Raw genomic sequence first — 18,860 nt, 5'->3', positions numbered from 1 at the left:
CTTCTTCCTGAAAATCAAGCACTTCAGACGCATCGCCACGCGCTACGAACAGACCCCACGGGCGTTTATGTCAATCCTTTGCCTCGTCAGCGCGTTCATCTGGACCAAATGAATGTCAACGCGCTCTAGACCCATGATCTACGACCAAGCTGGTGAGATCATTCGGTTCGATGCCATGCAGGCACCGGCCATCATGGATCGTGTCCTGAACGGTTGGGGCAGCTTCCTTGGCGCGACCTTCGTCCCGCGACCCGAATGGTAACGAGCTTGACCGCACCACATTCTCTCGATCACAGCGCCTATGAACTTGCTAAATTATTCAAGCAGCTAGATTTTTAACTTCCTCAGCAAAATCCGGTTCTTTGCGCTTTTAACCCAATAGAGTTTCTTCAGGTGGAAGACAACCATGGTCTGGGCGACTTCGAGCTCTTCGGCAATCTGATCGAGGCGCTTGCCGTCGATTAGCATGAGGGCCACCCGCGTTTCGGAGGGCGTCAGGTTATAGAGCCGGACGAGCGTATCGCCGGAGACTTTGGCCCGCTGCTCCGTGTCGATGACGAGCACAACGACGGCCTCCGGCCTATCCTCGACGGAGAAACGCTGTCCGGGGATCAGAACGAGATACGGCCGGCCGCCCGAGTTTCGCGGGAACGACACGATCTCGTCGAGGGACTCCTCCTCGAAGGCCTTCTCGATAGCCGAATAGAGCTTGCCGTTCTGCTTGGCCACCGACCCCTTCAAGATGCCCTGCGAGGCAACCAGGCCGTCGTCCTCGGCCAGAATGCGCTGCGCCTCCTTGTTCATCACGCGGATGGCGCCGGTCTCGTCGACGATTACGACACCGACGAGAAAACGGTCGAAGGCGAAGGTCGCCTTGTAGAGAGCATCGACCGTACGCCCCTTGGAGGATTTCAGGATTTCCTGCCAGGATTCCTCGGCCCTGTTGACGGCGCTCGTCTGAACGCGAGTGACCTGATCGAGACGGGCTGCGATGGTGGCCAGCAGAATCTCGTAGTCGATCGGCTTGACGAGGTAATCGTCCGCTCCCGCCTGCTTGCCGCTGAGAACGTCATTTCTCTCGGCCAGGGCCGTCAGGAAGATGAAGGGGACATCGGCCATGGTGCCCTGCTCGCGCAATGCCTTGAGCACATCGTAGCCCCCAAGGCCCGGCATGGTGATGTCGCAGAGGACGAGATCGGGACGATGCACTTCCAGGAGACTGAGCGCCTCGTCGCCGTCGGCAGCCTGGAGCACCCGGTAATTGGCCGCCTCCAGCTCTTCGGCGATATCGCCTCTCAGATCGTCTTCGTCTTCAACGCAAAGAATTGTTGTTTGATCATTCATTGGGGTCGGTCACTCATGCAGCCTGTTGCGCTTGATCGGCATTGGCTATGGGCAGATCGAAGGTGAACAAGGATCCAGCCGCCTCATAGCTCTCAACCTGAATGTCACCCCCATGCAGATGCATGATTCTTTGGGCAAAATTCAATCCAATACCCGTGCCGGCAATACCTGTTGCCGTGCGAGCCCGGTAGAAGCGATCGAAGATCTTCGATATCTCATCCGCAGGAATTCCGATGCCCCAGTCACGGACGGAGCAGAAGGCGCGGGATCCGTCCATCCAGATCTTGATCTCGACGATCGGGGTATCGCCTGAATACTTGATGGCATTTGAAAGGAGATTGACGACCACCTGCTCGATGAGCATGCCGTCGCAATAGACCCTGACAGGGACATCAGGGACATCGAAGCGGATATCGGCCTGCGAGCTGACCTCGCGCTGTCGTTCGCAAATATCCATGACGAGATCGACCAGATTGGAGGAGGCCGGATTGACCTCGATCGTTCCGGCATCGAGTTTGGCCGCGTTCAGAACGCTTTCCACGAGACGCGTCAATCGAGTGCCGGCGTTTCGGATCTTCTGGATGCGCGTGACAAGCTCGTCCTGCGTCAGCTCTGCCCCGCGACGCAGAATGCGCTGGGCGCTGGAGTCCAGGATGGCGAGCGGCGTCCGGAACTGGTGGGACACCATGGACACGAAGTTCCGGTAGGCGTTCGTGGTCTCGCGTTCGCGTTCGAGGGCCGATTCAAGGACCTTCGCAACCTGCTTGTAGCCCGAGATATCCGTCAGACGCACGAAGATCGTGGCCCCATCGGCTTTCGTTAGGGAAAGACGGGCCCAAGTATCCTTCTTCACCAGGAGATCCAACTCGATTTCCTCGAACGGAGACTTCGCGTTTACGAGCCGCATGTCGGCGCCTTCGCACATGGCGAAGCACTGTAAGAAGTTGGAGAGGCCCATCTCCTCCTGGCACCATAGTGACACGGGAGCGGCAGCCCAGATCTGTTCATTGGCGAAGAGAAGCTTTCCCGTCCAATCGAAAGCCGCGAATCCTTCCGATGCGGAATTGATCGCCGCAATCAGGCGTCGTTCGGCTTGGCGCAGAGCTGCCGTCCGCTGGAGCACCTTGATTTCGAGATCGAAGTTCTGGCGCTCCGCCTGCTTGCGAGCCAGCCACTGCTCGGTCACATCGCGCATGAAAGCGATGCCGAGCCTGCGCTCAGCCATATAGACGGGAAAGCAGTTGATCTCCAGGCATCGTTCCTGCCCATCGGGAGAGGATGTCTCGTTCTCGAAGATCGAGCTCATTCCTTCGGTTGCCCGCATGAGCGAGCCGATTGCATCCGCCTGAGCAAAGATCGGATCGAGATCCTGCATATGCTGTCCGACTGCCTGGTCAGGCTTTATGTTCAGCAGGTCCTCCATACCCGGGTTCCAGAGCAAGCAACGAAGCTCGGCGTCGAACATGACGATGCCCTGATCGCTGATATTGTTGATGACCAGGTCGGAGAGCTCCTGCTCCTGCTTGAGTAGCTGCCTGGCCTGGGTCGTCTCCTGCATTCCCTTGAGTAGGCGGATCACAAGGAACGCCGCGCTGATCGCTATGCCGATAATGAATGCGAAGCTCTCGAAAACGTAGCGCAGGTACAGTGAGCGCTTTTCCGCCTTTTCCTCATGGCTCAGCAGCATGGCCTGATTGGCAATGCCTCTCAGCTGGTTGGCAAGATCGTGAACCTGTATCCTCAGCCTCGTGGCCGTCTGTGCATCGATCGCCTTCTCCAGAAGGGGCTCCGCATCGGTCAGGCGCCGATAGGTTTCTTGTAGGCTTTCGAAAGCCCCAACCCTGCCGATCAGATTTTTCTGCTCGCCCTCCAGGAGAACCGACAGCCGTCTGATCAAGATGGCCAGTCGAAAGCCAGGGGTCTCTTCGGGACTGGCAAAGCTTTCTCCCGTGGCGGTTCGAGCCAAAGCCTCGGCCACGACCGATGCTTCAAACTGCGTTTGGGAAATTTCCCATAGATTGCTGTAGCTATCGCCGGCTCGAGAATCCTCCCCGACGGCAAGCAATCGCCACACCGTAAACGTGAGCGAAATTGCCAGCACCCCAATGGCCGCAAGGGTGATCAAAGAAGCCTTGTAATTTCTCAGCTTGAGCTTCATGGCGGTACGATCTGCAGCCGGTTGAACGGCCCAACCGAGCGGGGGTCGTGAAAGTCATAGCGCAAAGCGCCGTGATCGTCCCGTGAATAGGAGATCGAGAGAGGCCCCCTCTCCCGCCCCTTGAACAGCTCCCCGTCCCCCTTGACGGCCCTCAGAGGAACACCCACAGACGGATCCCTGTCTCCAATCATGGCAAAAGCTGCCCTGGAAGACCCTCGTGCCAGCCCGTTCGACAAGGCGCCATCGAGCACTTCCCGCCCCGGACCGTTCGTCTGCTCGATTTTTCCCGAAGCCGTCAGCAAGACAGCTCCTTTTGCAGGAGGCAATGGCTCCGCCGCATCGGAAGGCGCCCCGCCTTCGAGAGAGGCAATCACAGACACGAGGAACGTGAGGCGGAGCATGAGGTCCCAACCCGCGAGAGATTATAATAGAACGCTTACATCATTGGCGACTTATTGCAAAAAATCCAGTGCCACGCTTGGGAAAGAACAGCCTTCTCCCCTTGGAGCGTTTCCTCGGAATAATAAGAATACTGGCATGATGACCTATCTACGTTCCAGTGGCAGTACATTTCTACACAATATCGGCCCTAAACTTTGAGCAATAACAGCCAAGAACCTTGAACAGCGGATGACTTACAGCACACGAGCGGCTTGTTTTGTCTCACATCTGCGACGAAACTACGGATACCAGCGAAATGATCAGCTTCATAACTCGGGCAAGATCGGGATTGTGCGAGCTTGGCCGGTAGCGCTATATTTCGCCCGACTTTCAGCAGACCCTCTGCCGGAGTTTTCGCAACCGAGGAATTTGATATGCGCAAATTCGTAACGGCCTTGGTCGGTGCAGCAGTGCTCGTGTCGGCATTGCCCGCCAGCGCCACCCCACTCCAGACTCGCCCCCTGCCCCAGATCGACAAGGCGTACCCGAACGAGAGCTACGCTCAGTATTATCGCCGCGGTTACCGCCCCTATTACCGTGACCGGTATTACTATCGTCGCGACAATGGCGCGGCCGTTGCCGCCGGCGTTGCAGGAATTGCGGCGGGCGCGCTGATCGCCGGCGCAATTGCCAACCAGGCGCAGGCGCAGCCTGCCGTCCCGGCCCCTCCGGGCACGGTCGATCCGCAGGTCGCAGCCTATTGTGCACGCAAATACCGCTCCTACGATCCGGGCACGGGAACTTTCCTGGCGACGAACGGAATGCGCTACGTCTGCACATATCCGTAACCTCTGCGGTTTCACAGCGTCCCGGCCCTGTCGCAGACATGCGGCAGGGCTTTTGCTTGAGCACCCCACTCCCACGCGGCGGTCGAACCTTTACCTTGTTGGCCCACGCCTTAGAACAAAACGAGAGAGATCGCTCGCATGGCAGCGAGACATGGCTGCGATGGCAACCTCCTCCCGCAACGCCGCATTCCTCCCACATGAAAGGCTTAGGATCAGCTCAATGGCTCAAGACTCTGACAGCACCGGTACCGTCCTTCCTCCCAACGAGGCCGCCATCCTGACTTCCGGCAACATGACGGAACTCGAGCTGGTTCTTCCGGATCTGGGTGACGAGGACCTGCCTGAGATCGCGGTCTTTCTCGTGGCCTGCGCCATGCGCTTCCATAGCGATCCCGATTTCGTCCAGGAGCAGCTGGAATGGCTTGTCAGGGCACACGATGCCGAGACTGACGAGGGCCTGAGGCCCGATCAGCTGAACTCCGCCAACGACGACTGAGCCAAGATCGGGGCGAATGGTCTAATCGATGAACTCGACCGGCGTCCCATTCTCGACCATTTTCGACAATTCCTCGACATCCCAGTTCGTCAGCCTCACGCAGCCCTGGGAATAGGCCTTGCCGACTTTCTCGGGCTCGGGCGTTCCATGGATGCCAAAAGACTCGACGGAGAGGTCAATCCAGGTACTCCCGACGGGGTTGTTCGGGCCTGGCTTGATCTCGAACTTCTCCTTGGCCTTCACGCCCTTGAAGGCATAATCCGGGTTGTAGGTATAGTTTGGGTTCGGCGCCACGGCGCGCACCTTGTGCGACCCGCTGGGTGCCGGTTTTTCCTCGCTGCCGATGGAGGCCGGATAGACCGCGATCACGGTTCCGTCCTTTCCGAGCACCCGTAGGATGTGCTCGCTCTTCACGACCTCGATCTTCGCGGCTTTGTCCGGTTTCTCGGAAGCCGGCTTTGCCTCGACATTGGCGACCACGATGGAGGTGCCGGACCTGTCGAAGGCCTTGTCGGGATTCAGGGCCTTGAGAAGATCCACGTCCATATGAAACTTTTCGGCCAGAAGCTCCTCCGGGCTCGAGTAGCCGAGCCGATCGAGGTCGGCCTTCTCCTCCAACTTGTCCGGGATCGTGACGAAGGGGCCTTTCACGTCCTCATCCCGGATTGTGTATTCAACCAGAACCGGGTCCGACGACGCCTCATTGAGCTTTGCCCAAACTTCCCCATCGAGGGCCCCGTCCGGATTCAGGCCGCGCTCTTTCCTAAAAGCCTTGATGGCGTTCCGCAGGTTCTCGCCGTTGTGTCCGTCGATGACACCAGGTGAGAAATGAGCCCAGTCGAGCAGGACCTGTGTCTTGACAAGAGCCGGATCGATCTCCTTCCCCTTATCGCCCTTGGCCGACCACTCGGCCTTGTTCACCGTTTCCAGGTCCATTTTCCGGGGTGCAGCCAGAGCCGGATTGAGAAATCCAACGATCACAAGGGCAACAGACGCAACGATTTTCATGAGGCGGCTCCAACGGTACTAACATGGACAAACAAAGCTCTGGCTGCGTCCCTGTTCCCCTGGATCTATTGGCAAATCCGGTAGTCGCCCTTGCGCTGACGCAGGTCGAGATGGAGGTGGTCGCCGTGGTCGGCATCCGAGCCCGGACCGAGCACCGTGTTGAAGACCGGACACGCGGCCTTCCGGATCGCCTCTTGAAAGGTCGCTTCGGAAGAACCTTCCGTATGGCTGCCAATCGCCAGCGGCGACCGTTTGGCGAATTCAAATCCCATCACGTCGAGGCCGTTGCCGAAGGCATGCTCGCTCGGCTTTTGCCCATTGCGCTGATCGCGGCACTGGTAGGAGGTCCCAATGAGGATTTTCGTCGGGGTGCTCTGGAACTGGCGCTGGGCTTCGGGAGCGACCGCTTCGCTCATCCAGCGCGTAATGCTCTCGGCCACGGGACAGGCCATCAACGACACCGGGATGACCGCGACGCCGTCAGGAAGGGCGGAGACGAGAACCGGATCTTCAATCCCGCAACTGTTCTCCTTGACCGGCGGGCGGCTCTCGAAGCGCAGCCCGAGCTGCGCGAGGCGCTGGAGACAGGCATCCTTGGCATCGCCGCCGAGATCCGCCTTCTCGAGAGGGGTCTCGTTCCGCGGCACCTTTTCCGCCCGCCACTCCGGCTGTGGCTCAGCGGGACGATCTGGCCTCGGCGGAGGCAGCGGCGGTGCCGAATCCTGAGCCAGCGCGGCAGAAGCAAGCATCAGCATCACGCCGATGAGGCTGCTCACATGTCCTCCAATGTGGCGTCGAAGACCCATGTCAGCTCCTATTCTCAAGCTTGTCCTGTCTATAACCCTCATGCGCCAAGGTTGAGTTCCACCTCAATCTTCTGGGTGTCTTGCACTCGTAGCCGGACGCTCCAAAATCGAAAGATCAGAGGAGGACCGTCATGAGGGTGTTTCCGGTGACGGATATCGGTTCCGACACGAGCCTGTCGTTGGTCTCGTCGCTGAACCGGGAGCATGAGAGCCCCTGCACGAAGCGCGTCGTGGAACTCGAAGCGCGTGTTGCCAGGCTTCGGTCCGAGCTTCAGGAAGCCGAAGCGGCATTGGAGTTCGAAAGGGCACGCATGCCCATCCCCGGCGACTTCGTCCGCTGTCCTCTGACGCGCTTCTTCGGACGGGTCACCAAGGTCACGTCGCGTCCCAATGGCAGGCCCTGGATCGAGATCGTGCCCTATCTGGGCCCCAATCTTCCCGGCCACTCGTCCATGGATCTGTTCGACAGTTGGGAACTGATCGATCCGCCCTCGAACGTCCCCGAAACGGGCTCAGATGGATCCGCCAAGATGCCCACCATCGCACCCTTCATGCCCGCAACCGGCGCCCTGCTCGGATCGCATTCCGACGATTACCAGGTTGAGATCGAAGCATCGCTCAGACAGCTCTGGGCGCCGTCCAACCGGGTCTCGTCATAGCGTTCCTCCCAGCAGCTCCTTGGAATCGTACCTGCAACAATTCCAGGCATGTGGCGTTGGCCCTGCGGTTTCCTGGCTCGCAGCAGCCTGCGAAACCCCGAACGCGTGGCACTCGGGAAGCCCTGCCCCCTAAAGCTCCTTCCCCTTATCTGCCATCGCATCAAAACGCTCGAACGATGGGAACACAGCAATGGCAGAGGATGGGCAGAGTGTACGCCTTCAGGTCGCGAACGCCCGGCCGGACGATTCGGGCCGTGGCATTGCGCGCATGAGCCGGCAGGCTCTTGCCGAAATTGGCGTTCAGGAAGGCCAGGCCATTGAGATCATCGGCAAGCGCCACACCACGGCCATCGCCGTCACGCCCTATCCTGAGGATGAAGGCCTGAATATCGTTCGCCTCGACGGTCTGCAACGCGTCAATGCGGGCGTTGGCAGCGGCGATCACGTGGAGGTGAAGCGGGCCGAGGTCCGCCCCGCGACCCGGGTCGTGCTGGCCCCGGCGCAGAAGGGCTTGCGCCTGCAGGGCTCGGGAGACGCCCTGAAACGCACCTTCTATCATCGCCCGCTCACGGCTGGCGACGTGATTTCGACCTCGGTCTATTCGCAACGCTCGGCAGATCCACGGCTGCCGGAAGAGATGCGCGGCCTTCTCAACATTCCGGCCTACGGCCTGCAGGAAATCCGTCTCGTCGTGGTTTCGACCCAGCCGCGCGGCATCGTGCATGTGACGGCAGAGACCGAGATCGAACTGCGCCCGCAGTTCGAGGAGCCGCGCGAGGCCCGCCGTGCCGACGTGACCTACGACGACATCGGCGGCCTCGGCAGCACGGTCGACCAGGTCCGCGAAATGGTGGAACTGCCCCTGCGCCATCCGGAACTGTTCCAGCGCCTCGGCATCGATCCGCCGAAGGGGGTGCTGCTCTATGGCCCTCCCGGCACAGGCAAGACCCGGCTGGCGCGGGCCGTCGCCAACGAGACGGAGGCGCAGTTCTTCCATATCGCCGGGCCCGAGATCATGGGCCGCCACTACGGCGAGTCCGAGCAGCGGCTGCGACAGGTTTTCCAGGAAGCACAGCAGAACGCGCCCGCCATCATCTTCATCGACGAGATCGACAGCATCGCGCCGAAGCGCGAGGAGGTCACGGGTGAGGTCGAGCGGCGCATCGTCGCCCAATTGCTCACTCTCATGGACGGCCTGGAGCCGCGCCAGAACATCGTGGTGATCGGCGCGACGAACCGGCGTGAGGCCATCGACGAGGCTCTTCGCCGTCCGGGCCGCTTCGACCGAGAGATCGTCATCGGCGTTCCCGACGAGCCCGGCCGCCGGGAGATCCTCGGCATCCATACGCGCGGCATGCCCTTGGCCGAGGATGTGAATCTCGACGAGGTCGCCCGCACCACCTACGGCTTTGTCGGCGCCGATCTCGCAGCCCTCTCCCGCGAGGCGGCCATGGACTCCCTGCGGCGCATTCTGCCGGGCATCAATCTCCGGGACGGCATTCCCTCCGATGTGCTCGAGAGCCTGCAGGTCACGCGGCAGGATTTCACCAATGCCATGAAGCGCGTTCAGCCCTCGGCCCTGCGCGAGATCATGATCCAGGTGCCCAACGTGACCTGGGACGATATCGGCGGCGTCGAAGAGGCACGCACCCGGTTGCGCGAGGGCGTGGAATTGCCCCTCAGGAGCCCGGAATCCTTCCGCCGCCTCGGCATCCGCCCGGCCAAGGGCTTCCTTCTGTTCGGTCCTCCCGGCACCGGAAAGACGCTCCTGGCGAAAGCCGTCGCTCGCGAAGCCCAGGCCAACTTCGTGGCGACGAAATCCTCCGATCTCCTCTCGAAATGGTACGGGGAATCCGAGCAGCAGGTGTCCCGCCTCTTCGCTCGCGCCCGCCAGGTCGCTCCGACGGTGATCTTCATCGACGAGATCGACTCCCTCGCACCCATTCGCGGTGGCGGTCTTGGTGAACCTGCGGTGACGGAGCGCGTCGTCAACACGATCCTGGCGGAAATGGACGGGCTCGAGGAACTGCAAGGCGTCGTTGTCATGGCGGCCACGAACAGGCCGAACCTCATCGACCCTGCCCTGCTCCGGCCCGGTCGCTTCGACGAACTGATCTACGTGTCGGTTCCCGACGCCCACGGACGCCGCCACATTCTCGGCATCCACGCGAAGGACATGCCGCTCGGCCCCGATGTGGATCTGGACATCATCGCCGAAAGGACGAGCCGCTTCACCGGGGCGGATCTGGAAGACCTCACCCGCCGCGCTGGTCTACTCGCCCTGAGGGAGTCGCTGCAGGCGGAGCACGTGACCATGGCTCACTTCGAACAGGCCCTGCGTGAAACCCGTCCCTCCGTCACGCCGGAGATGGAGCGGGAATACGAGGATATGGTCCGCACTCTGAAGCAGGAAGGACCGCAGCGCCAGTCCATCGGCTTCCTGCCTTTGAGACAGGCAGCCGAATAAGGCTCGTGATCACGACAGTGATCGCCCCATGACATGCCGATATGCCATGGGGCCTCTTCTTGGATGCGGCTTGTAAAAAAGCGCGGGTCGTCAGGCCCGCGCCTTGTTGTCGAAGAAGGAGTGCTTACTGAGCGCAGGCGATCGGAATGCGTGTGTCCCGGTTATTCGGGTCCAGGATCGTACGGCAAGGCACGCCATTGATGATGCGAATCTCATGCGGAGCTGCATAGGGATCAGGCGATCCCATCGGCACCGGAGCGCCCATCATGGGGCCAACCGGAGTGGGAGCGATGCTGCCGGTCGTCACGACGTCACCAGCCATGGGCGCCACAACGCCGCTGACCTGACCGGCACAGGCGACCGGAATGCGTGTGTCGCGGGTATTCGGGTCCAGGATCGTACGGCAAGGCACACCGTTGATGATGCGAATCTCATGCGGAGCCGCCTCCGGGAAGAGAGAGCCGGGGGTGCCGGAAATGGAGGATGGCTGCGCCAGAGCGGCACCCATGCCTCCAAGAACCATAAAACCAGCGCCGGCGAAGATCGCGAGCTTCTTCATAGATACCTCCTGTGCTTTATTTGAACATGGCCGCTCGCCATGTAGGACAGAGGCTAAACGCAATCGATAGGGATGGTTTCCAAGCGTAATTTCGCCACACAGAGTTGTGATTGCCCGTGCCTTTAAAAGCAAAGCTTGTCAACTGCTCAGGTAAAAACCCGTAAATTAGAAAGCATTCCGGGCGATCTACTCCGTCGTGTTTGAACCTGCAGTTGGACAGAATGTAACTATCCTAATTTTGACTAAATTTTCATCAGTACTTAGCGCCGCGAGTACGTTTGAATGCAATCGTGAGGGCGGTTTGCGAGCCCGGTATCGAAGGCCCGATCATTTGTGAGCCGGCACCGTTCTGGTGGCAAGCCATAGCCTGGCAACGACACCGGCGAGACCGAGCAGCACCCCGACTGTGAACGGTTCGCCAAGAAGCGCGACCCCAAGCAGAGCCGCCGTGATCGGGCTGAGCGAGAGAAATACCGTCACCCGCGTCGGCGTCGCGTGCTTGAGCGCCCAGAGCCAGAGAACATAACCAATCCCGCTCGACAGGCCGATGAACAGAACGACCATCCAGCCCCCTGGATCAAGCTGCGGCACCTCCGTGAAAAGCCCCTCCACGCCTGCTGGTGCGGCAAGGAATATGACCGATGCCAGCATGGCCCAAGCGCCGACGGGGAGTGTCGGATAGCGGGCCAGATACGGCCGGTACAGCACCGAGCATACGGCGCCGCACAATGCAGCGGCGAGCACCAGAAGGGCTCCTATCCATTCGCCGGCTGCCCTCTCCGTGATCAGCCGCTCGTCCAGAGCCACTCCGACACCGATGATGGTCAGCATGACCCCGGCAACTTTCGTCGGGCTCAGGCGCTTACGTCCGAGAAGTGCCGCGATGATCATGGTCATCAGCGGGAAGGTCGAGAACAGGAGAGCCGCACGGGTGGACGAGATGAATTGGAGGCCGAGGTTCAGGAGCACGATGAGAACGCCGAACTGCACGATGCCGAGAGCCATGACGACCAGAAGGTCACGCATGGCAAACCGCACCCGCACACTCATCAGCACAGGCGGAACAAGACAGAGAACGGCGATGGCATAGCGCAGGAAAGCCAGTGACGCCGGACCGATGTCGTGGACCACGAAGCGCGTGGCCACCATGGCGGCGCCGACTTGGACGCCCGTTGCCGCAGCCGCCATGAGGGCAAGCGCCTCCTGACGCTTCACAGATCGAGATCCCAGGTCTGCCCGACGAGATCTTTTCCGAAGGAATGGTGCGCCTCCTCCTTCACAAGCCGGAAGCCGGTCGCCTGATAGATGTTGCGAGCCGCCACGAGCACGTCGTTGGTCCACAGGGTCAGCGTCTTGTAGCCCTTCGCCCTGGCGAAACCGATGCACTCATCAACAAGCCGACGCCCGAGTCCGAGCTCTCTGGCGGAAGGCTCCACATAGAGCAGCCGGAGTTTTGCGACCTCATTCGAGTGGCGCACGAGGAAAACGCTGCCGATCACCTCCCCGGCCCGCTCCGCGATCCAGCATCGCTCCCATTGCGGATCGAAGTTCCTGACGAACGCCGCAGCGATCTCCGCCACAAGCGCTTCGAAGGTCTGGTCCCAGCCGTATTCCTCGGCATAGAGCAGGCCCTGCCGATGAGCGATCCAGCCGATGTCTCCGGACTGGTGAGAGCGCAGGATGTAAGGAAGATTGGGCTCTAGGCCACCGCCGACCAGACGCTCGACTGTAGTCATGGCCTGAACGAGCCGCTCCCGCTCACTGACAGACAGGCCTGACAGCATGGCTGCAACCTGGATTGCAGAGGCTTGGTTCAGCGGTGCGAAGGCCGCAAGGCCTTTGTCGGTCAGGGACAGGAGAAACTGACGCCTGTCACCCTTTGACGGCGAGCGTTGGATCAAACCTTGGGCATCGAACCTTTTCACGAGACGGCTGAGATAGCCCGCATCGAGACCGAGTTCACGGCCCAGATCGGCTGCGGTCACGGGACCGCGATGAGCCATTTCGTAGAGCACACGGGCTTCGGTGAGCGAAAATGCGCTTTCGAGCAGCCCTTCGTTCAGAAGGCCGATATGGCGCGTATAGAAGCGGTTGAAGCTCCTGACCTTCTCGATCTGCTCGTCCGCCGGCAACTTCGGCATGTGAGACATGGCCGCCTCCCTGCCGAGCAGGGTCCAGCATATCGTTGACTGAGTCAACTATCCGCGTCCGGTGGATGACCCTGATTTTTTAGGCCGCCGCATCGACAGCAAGACGCCCCTCATGGATCGCGTGGCAGGCCACGCCTCCCAGCAGCGGCGGAATCTCCGTCCGGCACCGATCGTTGGCGAAGGGGCAGCGTGGGTTGAAGGTGCAGCCGGTCGGCGGGTTGATCGGATTCGGGATCTCGCCACGCACCGGAATGCGCTGACGCCCGGTCATGCCCACATCCGGCACCGCATCGAGGAGCATGCGGGTATAGGGATGCTTCGGATGCGCGAAGAGTTCGCGGCCGTTGGAGATCTCGACGATGCGGCCGAGATACATCACGCCGATGCGGCTCGCCATGTGGCGCACCACGGCGAGGTTGTGGCTGATGAACAGGTAGGTCAGTCCCAGCCGATCCTGCAGGTCGCGCATGAGGTTCAGGATCTGCGCCTGCACGGAGACGTCCAGCGCGGAGGTCGGCTCGTCGCAGACGATGAATTCCGCGTTGGATGCAAGAGCGCGGGCAATGGCGATGCGTTGACGCTGGCCGCCGGAGAATTCATGCGGGTACTTCCGGCCATCCGCCGGGTGAAGGCCAACCAGAGACAAAAGCTCGCCGACCCGGTCGCGGATGTCCTTCTCGCTCTCGATCAGCCGGAAGGCCCTGATCGGCTCGGCCACGATGCGGTCGACCTGCCAGCGGGGATTGAGGCTGGCATAGGGATCCTGAAAGATCATCTGGATGCGCCGCCGCAGGCGCTGGCGCTCCGCCAGAGCCGCCCTGCTCGACATGGAGACGCCGTCGATCGCCACCTCCCCGCTCGTGGGTGGCAATAAGCCCACCACCATTCGCGCCACGGTCGACTTGCCGGAACCAGACTCGCCGACGAGGGCGAAGGTCTCGCCCTTGGCGATGCTGAAGGATATGCCGTCGACCGCCTTCAGGTATTGCTTCTCGCCGCCCTCCAGAACCCGGTTGAGCCAGGGCTTGGAGACGTCGAACACGCGGCGCAGGTCTTTGACTTCGACGTAAGAGTTTTCGGTCACGCGACGGCCTCCGACCGGACGGAAGATTGATCGTAGAGATGGCAGGCGACGCGATGTTCGCTGTGCTGGACGGGTTCCGGCCGCTCGACCCGGCAGCGGTCGAACACATAGGGGCAGCGCGGATTGAAGGCACATCCGGGCGGAATCGCCGAGAGGCGCGGCATGGAGCCGGGAATCTGCACGAGGCGCTCCGAGTCGCTCTCAAGGGACGGGATCGCGCCCATCAGCCCCTTGGCATAGGGATGCAACGGGTTCTGCACCACCTCACGCACAGGTCCGATCTCCGCGATGCGGCCGGCATACATCACGGCGACCCGATCCGCGGTTTCGGCGATCACGCCCATATCGTGCGTGACCAGCATGATGGCCGTGCCGTGCTCGCGCCCGAGCCGCTTCAGCAACGCGATGATCTGCGCCTGAACCGAGACGTCGAGAGCGGTCGTCGGTTCGTCGGCGATGATGAGTTCAGGCTCGGCACACAGCGCCAGGGCAATCACGACGCGCTGACGCATGCCGCCCGAGAACTCGTGCGGGTAGCTGTCGATCCGCCTGTCCGGTGCAGGAATGCCGACCTCCGCCAGAAGATCGATGGCGCGCTTGCGCGCCGCCGAGGCGGAAAGATTCGTGTGGGTGCGGATGGTCTCGATCAGCTGCTCGCTGATCCGGTAGAGCGGATTGAGGCTGGTGAGCGGGTCCTGGAAGATCATGCCGATGCGCTTGCCGCGCACCCTGCGCATCTCCTCCGGCGGCAGGTTGTCGATACGCATGCCCGAGAGCAGGATCTCGCCTCCCGCAATCCGCCCCGGCGGATCGATGAGGCCGACGACGGCAGAACCCGTCACCGACTTGCCGGCACCGGACTCGCCCACGACGCCGAGCACCTCGCCCTTGCAGATGTCGAAGGAAATCCCGTCGATGGCTTTCAGAATGCCGCGCCGGGTGACGAACTCGACGCGCAGATCGCGGACGGAGAGGACGGGTTGCGCCATGGATATTCCCTCTCTCATCGCAGCTTCGGATTGAGCGCATCGCGCAGCCAATCCCCTAAAAGATTGATGGCAAGGACGAGTAGCGCCAGCGCAATGCCGGGAAAAGCAACGATCCACCACTCGCCGGAAAACAGGTAGTTGTTGCCGATGCGGATCAGGGTGCCCAGCGAGGGCATGGTTTCCGGCATGCCGGTACCGAGGAAGGACAGGGTCGCCTCCGTGATGATCGCGAGCGCGAGATTGATGGTGGCGATGACCAGCACCGGACCCAGCACATTGGGCAGGACGTGCCGGAACATGATCACCGGAGCCGGCAGGCCGATGAGCCGGGCGGCGGCGATGTAGTCCTTGTTCTTCTCCACCATCACCGAGCCGCGTACCGTCCGGGCATATTGCACCCAGAAGCTCAGGCCGATGGAGAAGACCAGCACGGACAGCGTCGTCATCTCATCAAGCTGACCGCCGAGGACGGATTTCACCACGCCGTCCACGAGTAGGGCGATCAGGATTGCCGGGAAGGTCAGTTGCACGTCGGCGATACGCATGATGATGGCATCCACCGTTCCACCGACGTAACCGGCAACAAGGCCCAGGGTGATCCCCAGCGTCGCGGAGAATGCGACACCCAGAATGCCGACCGCAAGCGAGATCCGCAGTCCGTAGAGGATGGCCGAAAAGATATCGCGGCCTTGTTCGTCCGTTCCCAGAATAAAGGGCATCAGCCCTTCCGCATCCCATATCGGCGGTAGCCGGCTGTTCATCAGGTCGAGCTGAGCGGGGTCGAAAGGATCCTGCGAAGATACGACGCCCGCAAGAACGGCAGCGGCCATGAAGACGAATGTCAGGAAGGCGGCCGCCATCGTCAGCTTGGAACGCTTGAAGCTCGCCCAGACATCGCTATCGAAGAAGCGGCCGGCCCAGGTCGTCGGTTGAGAGTGAGGCGCGGGCGCCACTTGCATTGCTTCCGCCATGATTGCCTCCTCAGGCCGGCTGCCGGATCGTCGTTCTCAGGCGAGGGTCGACGATGGTGTAGAGGATATCGACAGCAAGGTTGATCGCCACGAAGATCAGCGCCACAAGCATGAGGTAGGCCGCCATGATCGGGATATCGACATTCTGCACGGCCTGGACGAACAGAAGTCCCATGCCCGGCCATTGGAAGACCGTTTCCGTGATGATCGCGAACGCGATCACGGAGCCGAATTGGAGGCCCACAATGGTGATGACCGGCACAAGAGTGTTCTTGAGCGCGTGCCCGAAATGAATGGCGCGGGTCGTGAGCCCCCTCGCCCGCGCGAACTTGATGTAGTCCGTCCGCAGAACTTCCAGCATCTCGGCGCGGACAATGCGCATGATCAGCGTCATCTGGAACAGGCCCAGCGTGATGGAGGGCATGATCAACGCCTTCAGGCCCGACAGCGTCAGAAGCCCCGTCGACCACCAGCCGAGACGGACGGTGTCGCCGCGCCCGAAGGACGGCAGCCATCCGAGGGTTACGGAGAAAAGATAAATCAGAAGAATTCCGATCAGGAAGGTCGGGAGCGAGATGCCGATCAGCGAGATCGTCTGGAACACCTTCGCCAGGAAGCTGTCCCGCTTCAATCCGGAATAGACGCCCATCAGCACACCGAATCCGGTGGCAAAGAGCGTGGCGCAGAAAGCCAGTTCGAGGGTCGCCGGCATGCGCTCCGCCAGCAGATCCGCCACAGGCTGCCGGAACTGGTAGGAAACCCCGAAATCCCCCTGGGCAGCCTTGGCGAGATAGCGCACGAACTGCAAGGGCACGGGATCGTCGAGGCCAAGGGAACGGCGAACCTGCTCCCGCTCCGCGGCCGGTGTATCGAGCGATACGATCTGGTTCACCGGATCGCCCGCAAAGCGGAACATCGCGAATGAAATGATCCCGACGGCTAAAAGTACACCGATGGCCTGAAGGGCGCGTCGGACAATAAAAGCGAACATTTACAATCTCTTGATCGCATCGCCCCCGGCGACAGTATCACCTGAGGCTTTTCAATGATTTGTCCCGGGCAGCATGCTGCCCGGGACAAGCGATCAGGCGCGGACTACTCTTTCTTGGCCCAGTACAGCAGCACCGAGTTGTCGGCACGCTGGCTGAGCTTCACCTTGTTGGAGACACCCCAGGCCAGTGCCTGCTGGTGCAGCGGAATGTAGCCGTATTCGTCGAAGGTGATCTGGAAGGCTTCCTTGATCATCTGGTCGCGCTTCTCCTTGTTGCTCTCGACCAGGATCTTGTCTGTCAGCTCATCGTGCTGCTTGTTGCAGAAATTGCCGAGGTTCGACTCGCCACGGGACGATTGCGGGTTGTCGCGGCAGCCTTCGATATCGTGCAGTACGTTGTGGCTGTCGAAGGTGCCCGGTGTCCATCCGAGCAGGTAGAAGGAGGTGTTGTAATTGCCCGATTTCAGCACCTTGCCGAAGTACTGAGCCTTCGGCTGAGCCATCAGGTTCACCTTGACGCCCGCGCGGGCCAGCATGCTGACGACAGCCTGGCAGATCGCCTCGTCATTGACGTAGCGATCGTTCGGGCAGTCCATGCCGACTTCGAACCCACTCGGGTAGCCCGCATCCACGAGCAGCTTCTTGGCGCCTTCGAGATCGTATTTCGGACGCACGAAATCCTTTCCGTGCACGAAGAGTTCCGGCGCGATCATGAGGGCGGAGGGAGCCGACATGCCGCGCATGACGCGCGACTTGATGGTCTCGATGTCGATGGCCTTGAAGAACGCCTCACGGACGCGCTTGTCCTTGAACGGGTTCTTGCCCTTCACATTCGAGAACAGCAACTCGTCGCGAGTCTGATCCATGCCGAGAAAGATCGTGCGCAGCTCGGGACCCGACTGCACCTTTGCATTGGCGCTGCTGTTGACCCGCTGGATGTCCTGGAGCGGAACCGGCTCGATCACGTCCACTTCGCCGGAGAGCAGAGCCGCAACGCGGGTCGCGTCGGAGCCGATCGGCGTGAAGACGATCTCGTCGAGGTTATGCTCGGCCTTGTCCCACCATTCCTTGTTGGTCTTGAAGACGGTCTTCACGCCTGGCTGGTGGCTTTCGATCTTGAACGGGCCCGTGCCATTGGCATTGAGCGACGCATAGCTCGGTGTGGTTGCGGCCGCCGGTGTAGGCGACGCTGCATTGTTCGCCTCGGCCCATTCTTTGTCCAGGATGTACCAGGTGTCCCACTGCGAGTTCAGGATCGGGTTGGGAGACTTGAGCTTCACGTCGATAGTGTAATCGTCGATCTTCACCCATTCCGAGGTTGTTGGCACGCGGGTCTGGAAGTTGGAGCCCTGCGCCCGCACCCGGTTCGCCGAGAAGATCACGTCATCGGCCGTAAAAGGATTGCCGTTGTGGAACTTGACATTCTTGCGCAGGAAGAAACGCCAAGTCAGGCCATCCTCACTGATTTCCCAACGCTCCGCGAGGCTGGGTTGGATAGCCAGATCCTTGCCGCGCCGCGTCAGGCCCTCATAGACATGGCCAAGATGGGCGTTGGTGGTCGTCTCATTCACCGTATACGGATCGAGAGATTTCAGATCGCCTTGGTTGGCATATCGCAGAGTCACGGCCATCGCCGGAACGGCTACGCCGGCCATGAGGGTCGCAACGGTCGCGACGAGAAGCTTGGAACGGATCGTCATATTGTGTCATTCTCCTCTGGAGGTCCCGCGTCTGTGCGCGATGTTTTCTTGTCGCAAGACCGGATTTCTCCATTGTGTCTTCCGCCAGGGAAGAAGTTAGGCAGGAAAGTGGCCGACGGTCTAGAGCGCGTTGACATTCATTTGGTCCAGATGAACGCGCTGACGAGGCAAAGGATTGACATAAACGCCCGTGGGGTCTGTTCGTAGCGCGTGGCGATGCGTCTGAAGTGCTTGATTTTCAGGAAGAAG

18 protein-coding genes are annotated in these 18,860 nt (G+C 60.9%); 5 read left to right on the top strand and 13 right to left on the bottom strand.

Annotated features, from left to right (window positions below):
- Window positions 1–112: 112 nt before the first annotated feature.
- Window positions 113–262: a hypothetical protein gene (locus tag FS320_RS45260; RefSeq protein ID WP_153885325.1), complete on the top strand. Its 150-nt coding sequence runs from the start codon at window positions 113–115 to the stop codon at window positions 260–262.
- A 65-nt stretch (window positions 263–327) separates the two neighbouring features.
- On the opposite strand, the gene FS320_RS24155 is transcribed toward FS320_RS45260, so the two are convergent.
- From FS320_RS24155 to FS320_RS24145, 3 genes are read right to left on the bottom strand one after another with little or no spacing between them, the layout of a single operon-like run.
- Window positions 328–1,344, bottom strand: a complete 1,017-nt coding sequence (locus FS320_RS24155; protein WP_152714471.1) for a response regulator — start codon at window positions 1,342–1,344, stop codon at window positions 328–330.
- Window positions 1,345–1,357: 13 nt separating this feature from the next.
- Window positions 1,358–3,502 (bottom strand): sensor histidine kinase, encoded by a 2,145-nt coding sequence (locus FS320_RS24150; RefSeq protein ID WP_152714470.1) that lies wholly within the window; start codon window positions 3,500–3,502, stop codon window positions 1,358–1,360.
- Entirely contained in the window at window positions 3,499–3,804 is a 306-nt protein-coding gene (locus tag FS320_RS24145; RefSeq protein WP_152714469.1) for a hypothetical protein, read from the bottom strand. Before FS320_RS24145 ends, FS320_RS24150 begins: the two co-directional genes overlap by 4 nt.
- A gap of 513 nt (window positions 3,805–4,317) precedes the next feature.
- On the opposite strand from FS320_RS24145, the gene FS320_RS24140 reads away from it, so the two are divergent.
- A complete protein-coding gene (locus FS320_RS24140) occupies window positions 4,318–4,731 on the top strand; it encodes a BA14K family protein (RefSeq protein WP_152714468.1) in 414 nt (137 codons plus the stop codon).
- Window positions 4,732–4,951: 220 nt separating this feature from the next.
- Window positions 4,952–5,227, top strand: a complete 276-nt coding sequence (locus FS320_RS24135; protein ID WP_152714467.1) for a hypothetical protein — start codon at window positions 4,952–4,954, stop codon at window positions 5,225–5,227.
- A gap of 21 nt (window positions 5,228–5,248) precedes the next feature.
- Here FS320_RS24135 and FS320_RS24130 read toward each other — a convergent pair whose 3' ends face one another.
- Together FS320_RS24130 and FS320_RS24125 are read right to left on the bottom strand one after the other, a co-directional pair.
- A complete protein-coding gene (locus tag FS320_RS24130) occupies window positions 5,249–6,235 on the bottom strand; it encodes a L,D-transpeptidase family protein (RefSeq protein ID WP_152714466.1) in 987 nt (328 codons plus the stop codon).
- A 65-nt stretch (window positions 6,236–6,300) separates the two neighbouring features.
- A complete protein-coding gene (locus tag FS320_RS24125) occupies window positions 6,301–7,011 on the bottom strand; it encodes an extensin family protein (protein WP_162003202.1) in 711 nt (236 codons plus the stop codon).
- 161 nt (window positions 7,012–7,172) lie between these two features.
- On the opposite strand from FS320_RS24125, the gene FS320_RS24120 reads away from it, so the two are divergent.
- Complete coding sequence (locus FS320_RS24120; protein WP_152714464.1) at window positions 7,173–7,700, top strand: hypothetical protein; 528 nt, start codon at window positions 7,173–7,175, stop codon at window positions 7,698–7,700.
- A gap of 190 nt (window positions 7,701–7,890) precedes the next feature.
- Window positions 7,891–10,167, top strand: coding sequence for a CDC48 family AAA ATPase (locus FS320_RS24115; protein WP_152714463.1), 2,277 nt, complete (start codon window positions 7,891–7,893; stop codon window positions 10,165–10,167).
- A gap of 124 nt (window positions 10,168–10,291) precedes the next feature.
- Here FS320_RS24115 and FS320_RS24110 read toward each other — a convergent pair whose 3' ends face one another.
- The 8 genes from FS320_RS24110 to FS320_RS24075 all read right to left on the bottom strand — a co-directional run bounded on the left by FS320_RS24110 (window position 10,292) and on the right by FS320_RS24075 (window position 18,611).
- Window positions 10,292–10,726 (bottom strand): hypothetical protein, encoded by a 435-nt coding sequence (locus FS320_RS24110; protein ID WP_152714462.1) that lies wholly within the window; start codon window positions 10,724–10,726, stop codon window positions 10,292–10,294.
- A 327-nt stretch (window positions 10,727–11,053) separates the two neighbouring features.
- The gene (locus FS320_RS24105; protein WP_338105460.1) at window positions 11,054–11,941 is read right to left on the bottom strand and encodes a DMT family transporter; all 888 of its coding nucleotides are present in this window, start codon (window positions 11,939–11,941) and stop codon (window positions 11,054–11,056) included.
- Complete coding sequence (locus FS320_RS24100) at window positions 11,938–12,876, bottom strand: bifunctional helix-turn-helix transcriptional regulator/GNAT family N-acetyltransferase (RefSeq protein ID WP_152714461.1); 939 nt, start codon at window positions 12,874–12,876, stop codon at window positions 11,938–11,940. The genes FS320_RS24105 and FS320_RS24100 overlap by 4 nt, the downstream gene beginning before the upstream one ends.
- A gap of 79 nt (window positions 12,877–12,955) precedes the next feature.
- Window positions 12,956–13,960 carry an oligopeptide/dipeptide ABC transporter ATP-binding protein gene (locus FS320_RS24095; RefSeq protein WP_162003201.1) on the bottom strand — a complete coding sequence of 335 codons (1,005 nt, stop codon included), beginning with the start codon at window positions 13,958–13,960 and terminating at the stop codon, window positions 12,956–12,958.
- Window positions 13,957–14,949: an ABC transporter ATP-binding protein gene (locus FS320_RS24090; RefSeq protein ID WP_152714460.1), complete on the bottom strand. Its 993-nt coding sequence runs from the start codon at window positions 14,947–14,949 to the stop codon at window positions 13,957–13,959. Before FS320_RS24090 ends, FS320_RS24095 begins: the two co-directional genes overlap by 4 nt.
- Before the next feature lie 14 nt (window positions 14,950–14,963).
- Window positions 14,964–15,920, bottom strand: a complete 957-nt coding sequence (locus tag FS320_RS24085; protein ID WP_152714459.1) for an ABC transporter permease — start codon at window positions 15,918–15,920, stop codon at window positions 14,964–14,966.
- A 10-nt stretch (window positions 15,921–15,930) separates the two neighbouring features.
- Window positions 15,931–16,911: an ABC transporter permease gene (locus FS320_RS24080; protein WP_152714458.1), complete on the bottom strand. Its 981-nt coding sequence runs from the start codon at window positions 16,909–16,911 to the stop codon at window positions 15,931–15,933.
- 104 nt (window positions 16,912–17,015) lie between these two features.
- On the bottom strand, window positions 17,016–18,611 hold the full coding sequence (locus tag FS320_RS24075; protein WP_152714457.1) for an ABC transporter substrate-binding protein: 1,596 nt from the start codon (window positions 18,609–18,611) through the stop codon (window positions 17,016–17,018).
- Between the last annotated feature and the right edge of the window lie 249 nt (window positions 18,612–18,860).

Source organism: Microvirga tunisiensis, from assembly GCF_009296175.1.
GTDB lineage: Bacteria > Pseudomonadota > Alphaproteobacteria > Rhizobiales > Beijerinckiaceae > Microvirga > Microvirga tunisiensis.
Note: the sequence above shows the minus strand (reverse complement) of the source record. Positions and strands in the feature narration are given on the sequence as shown.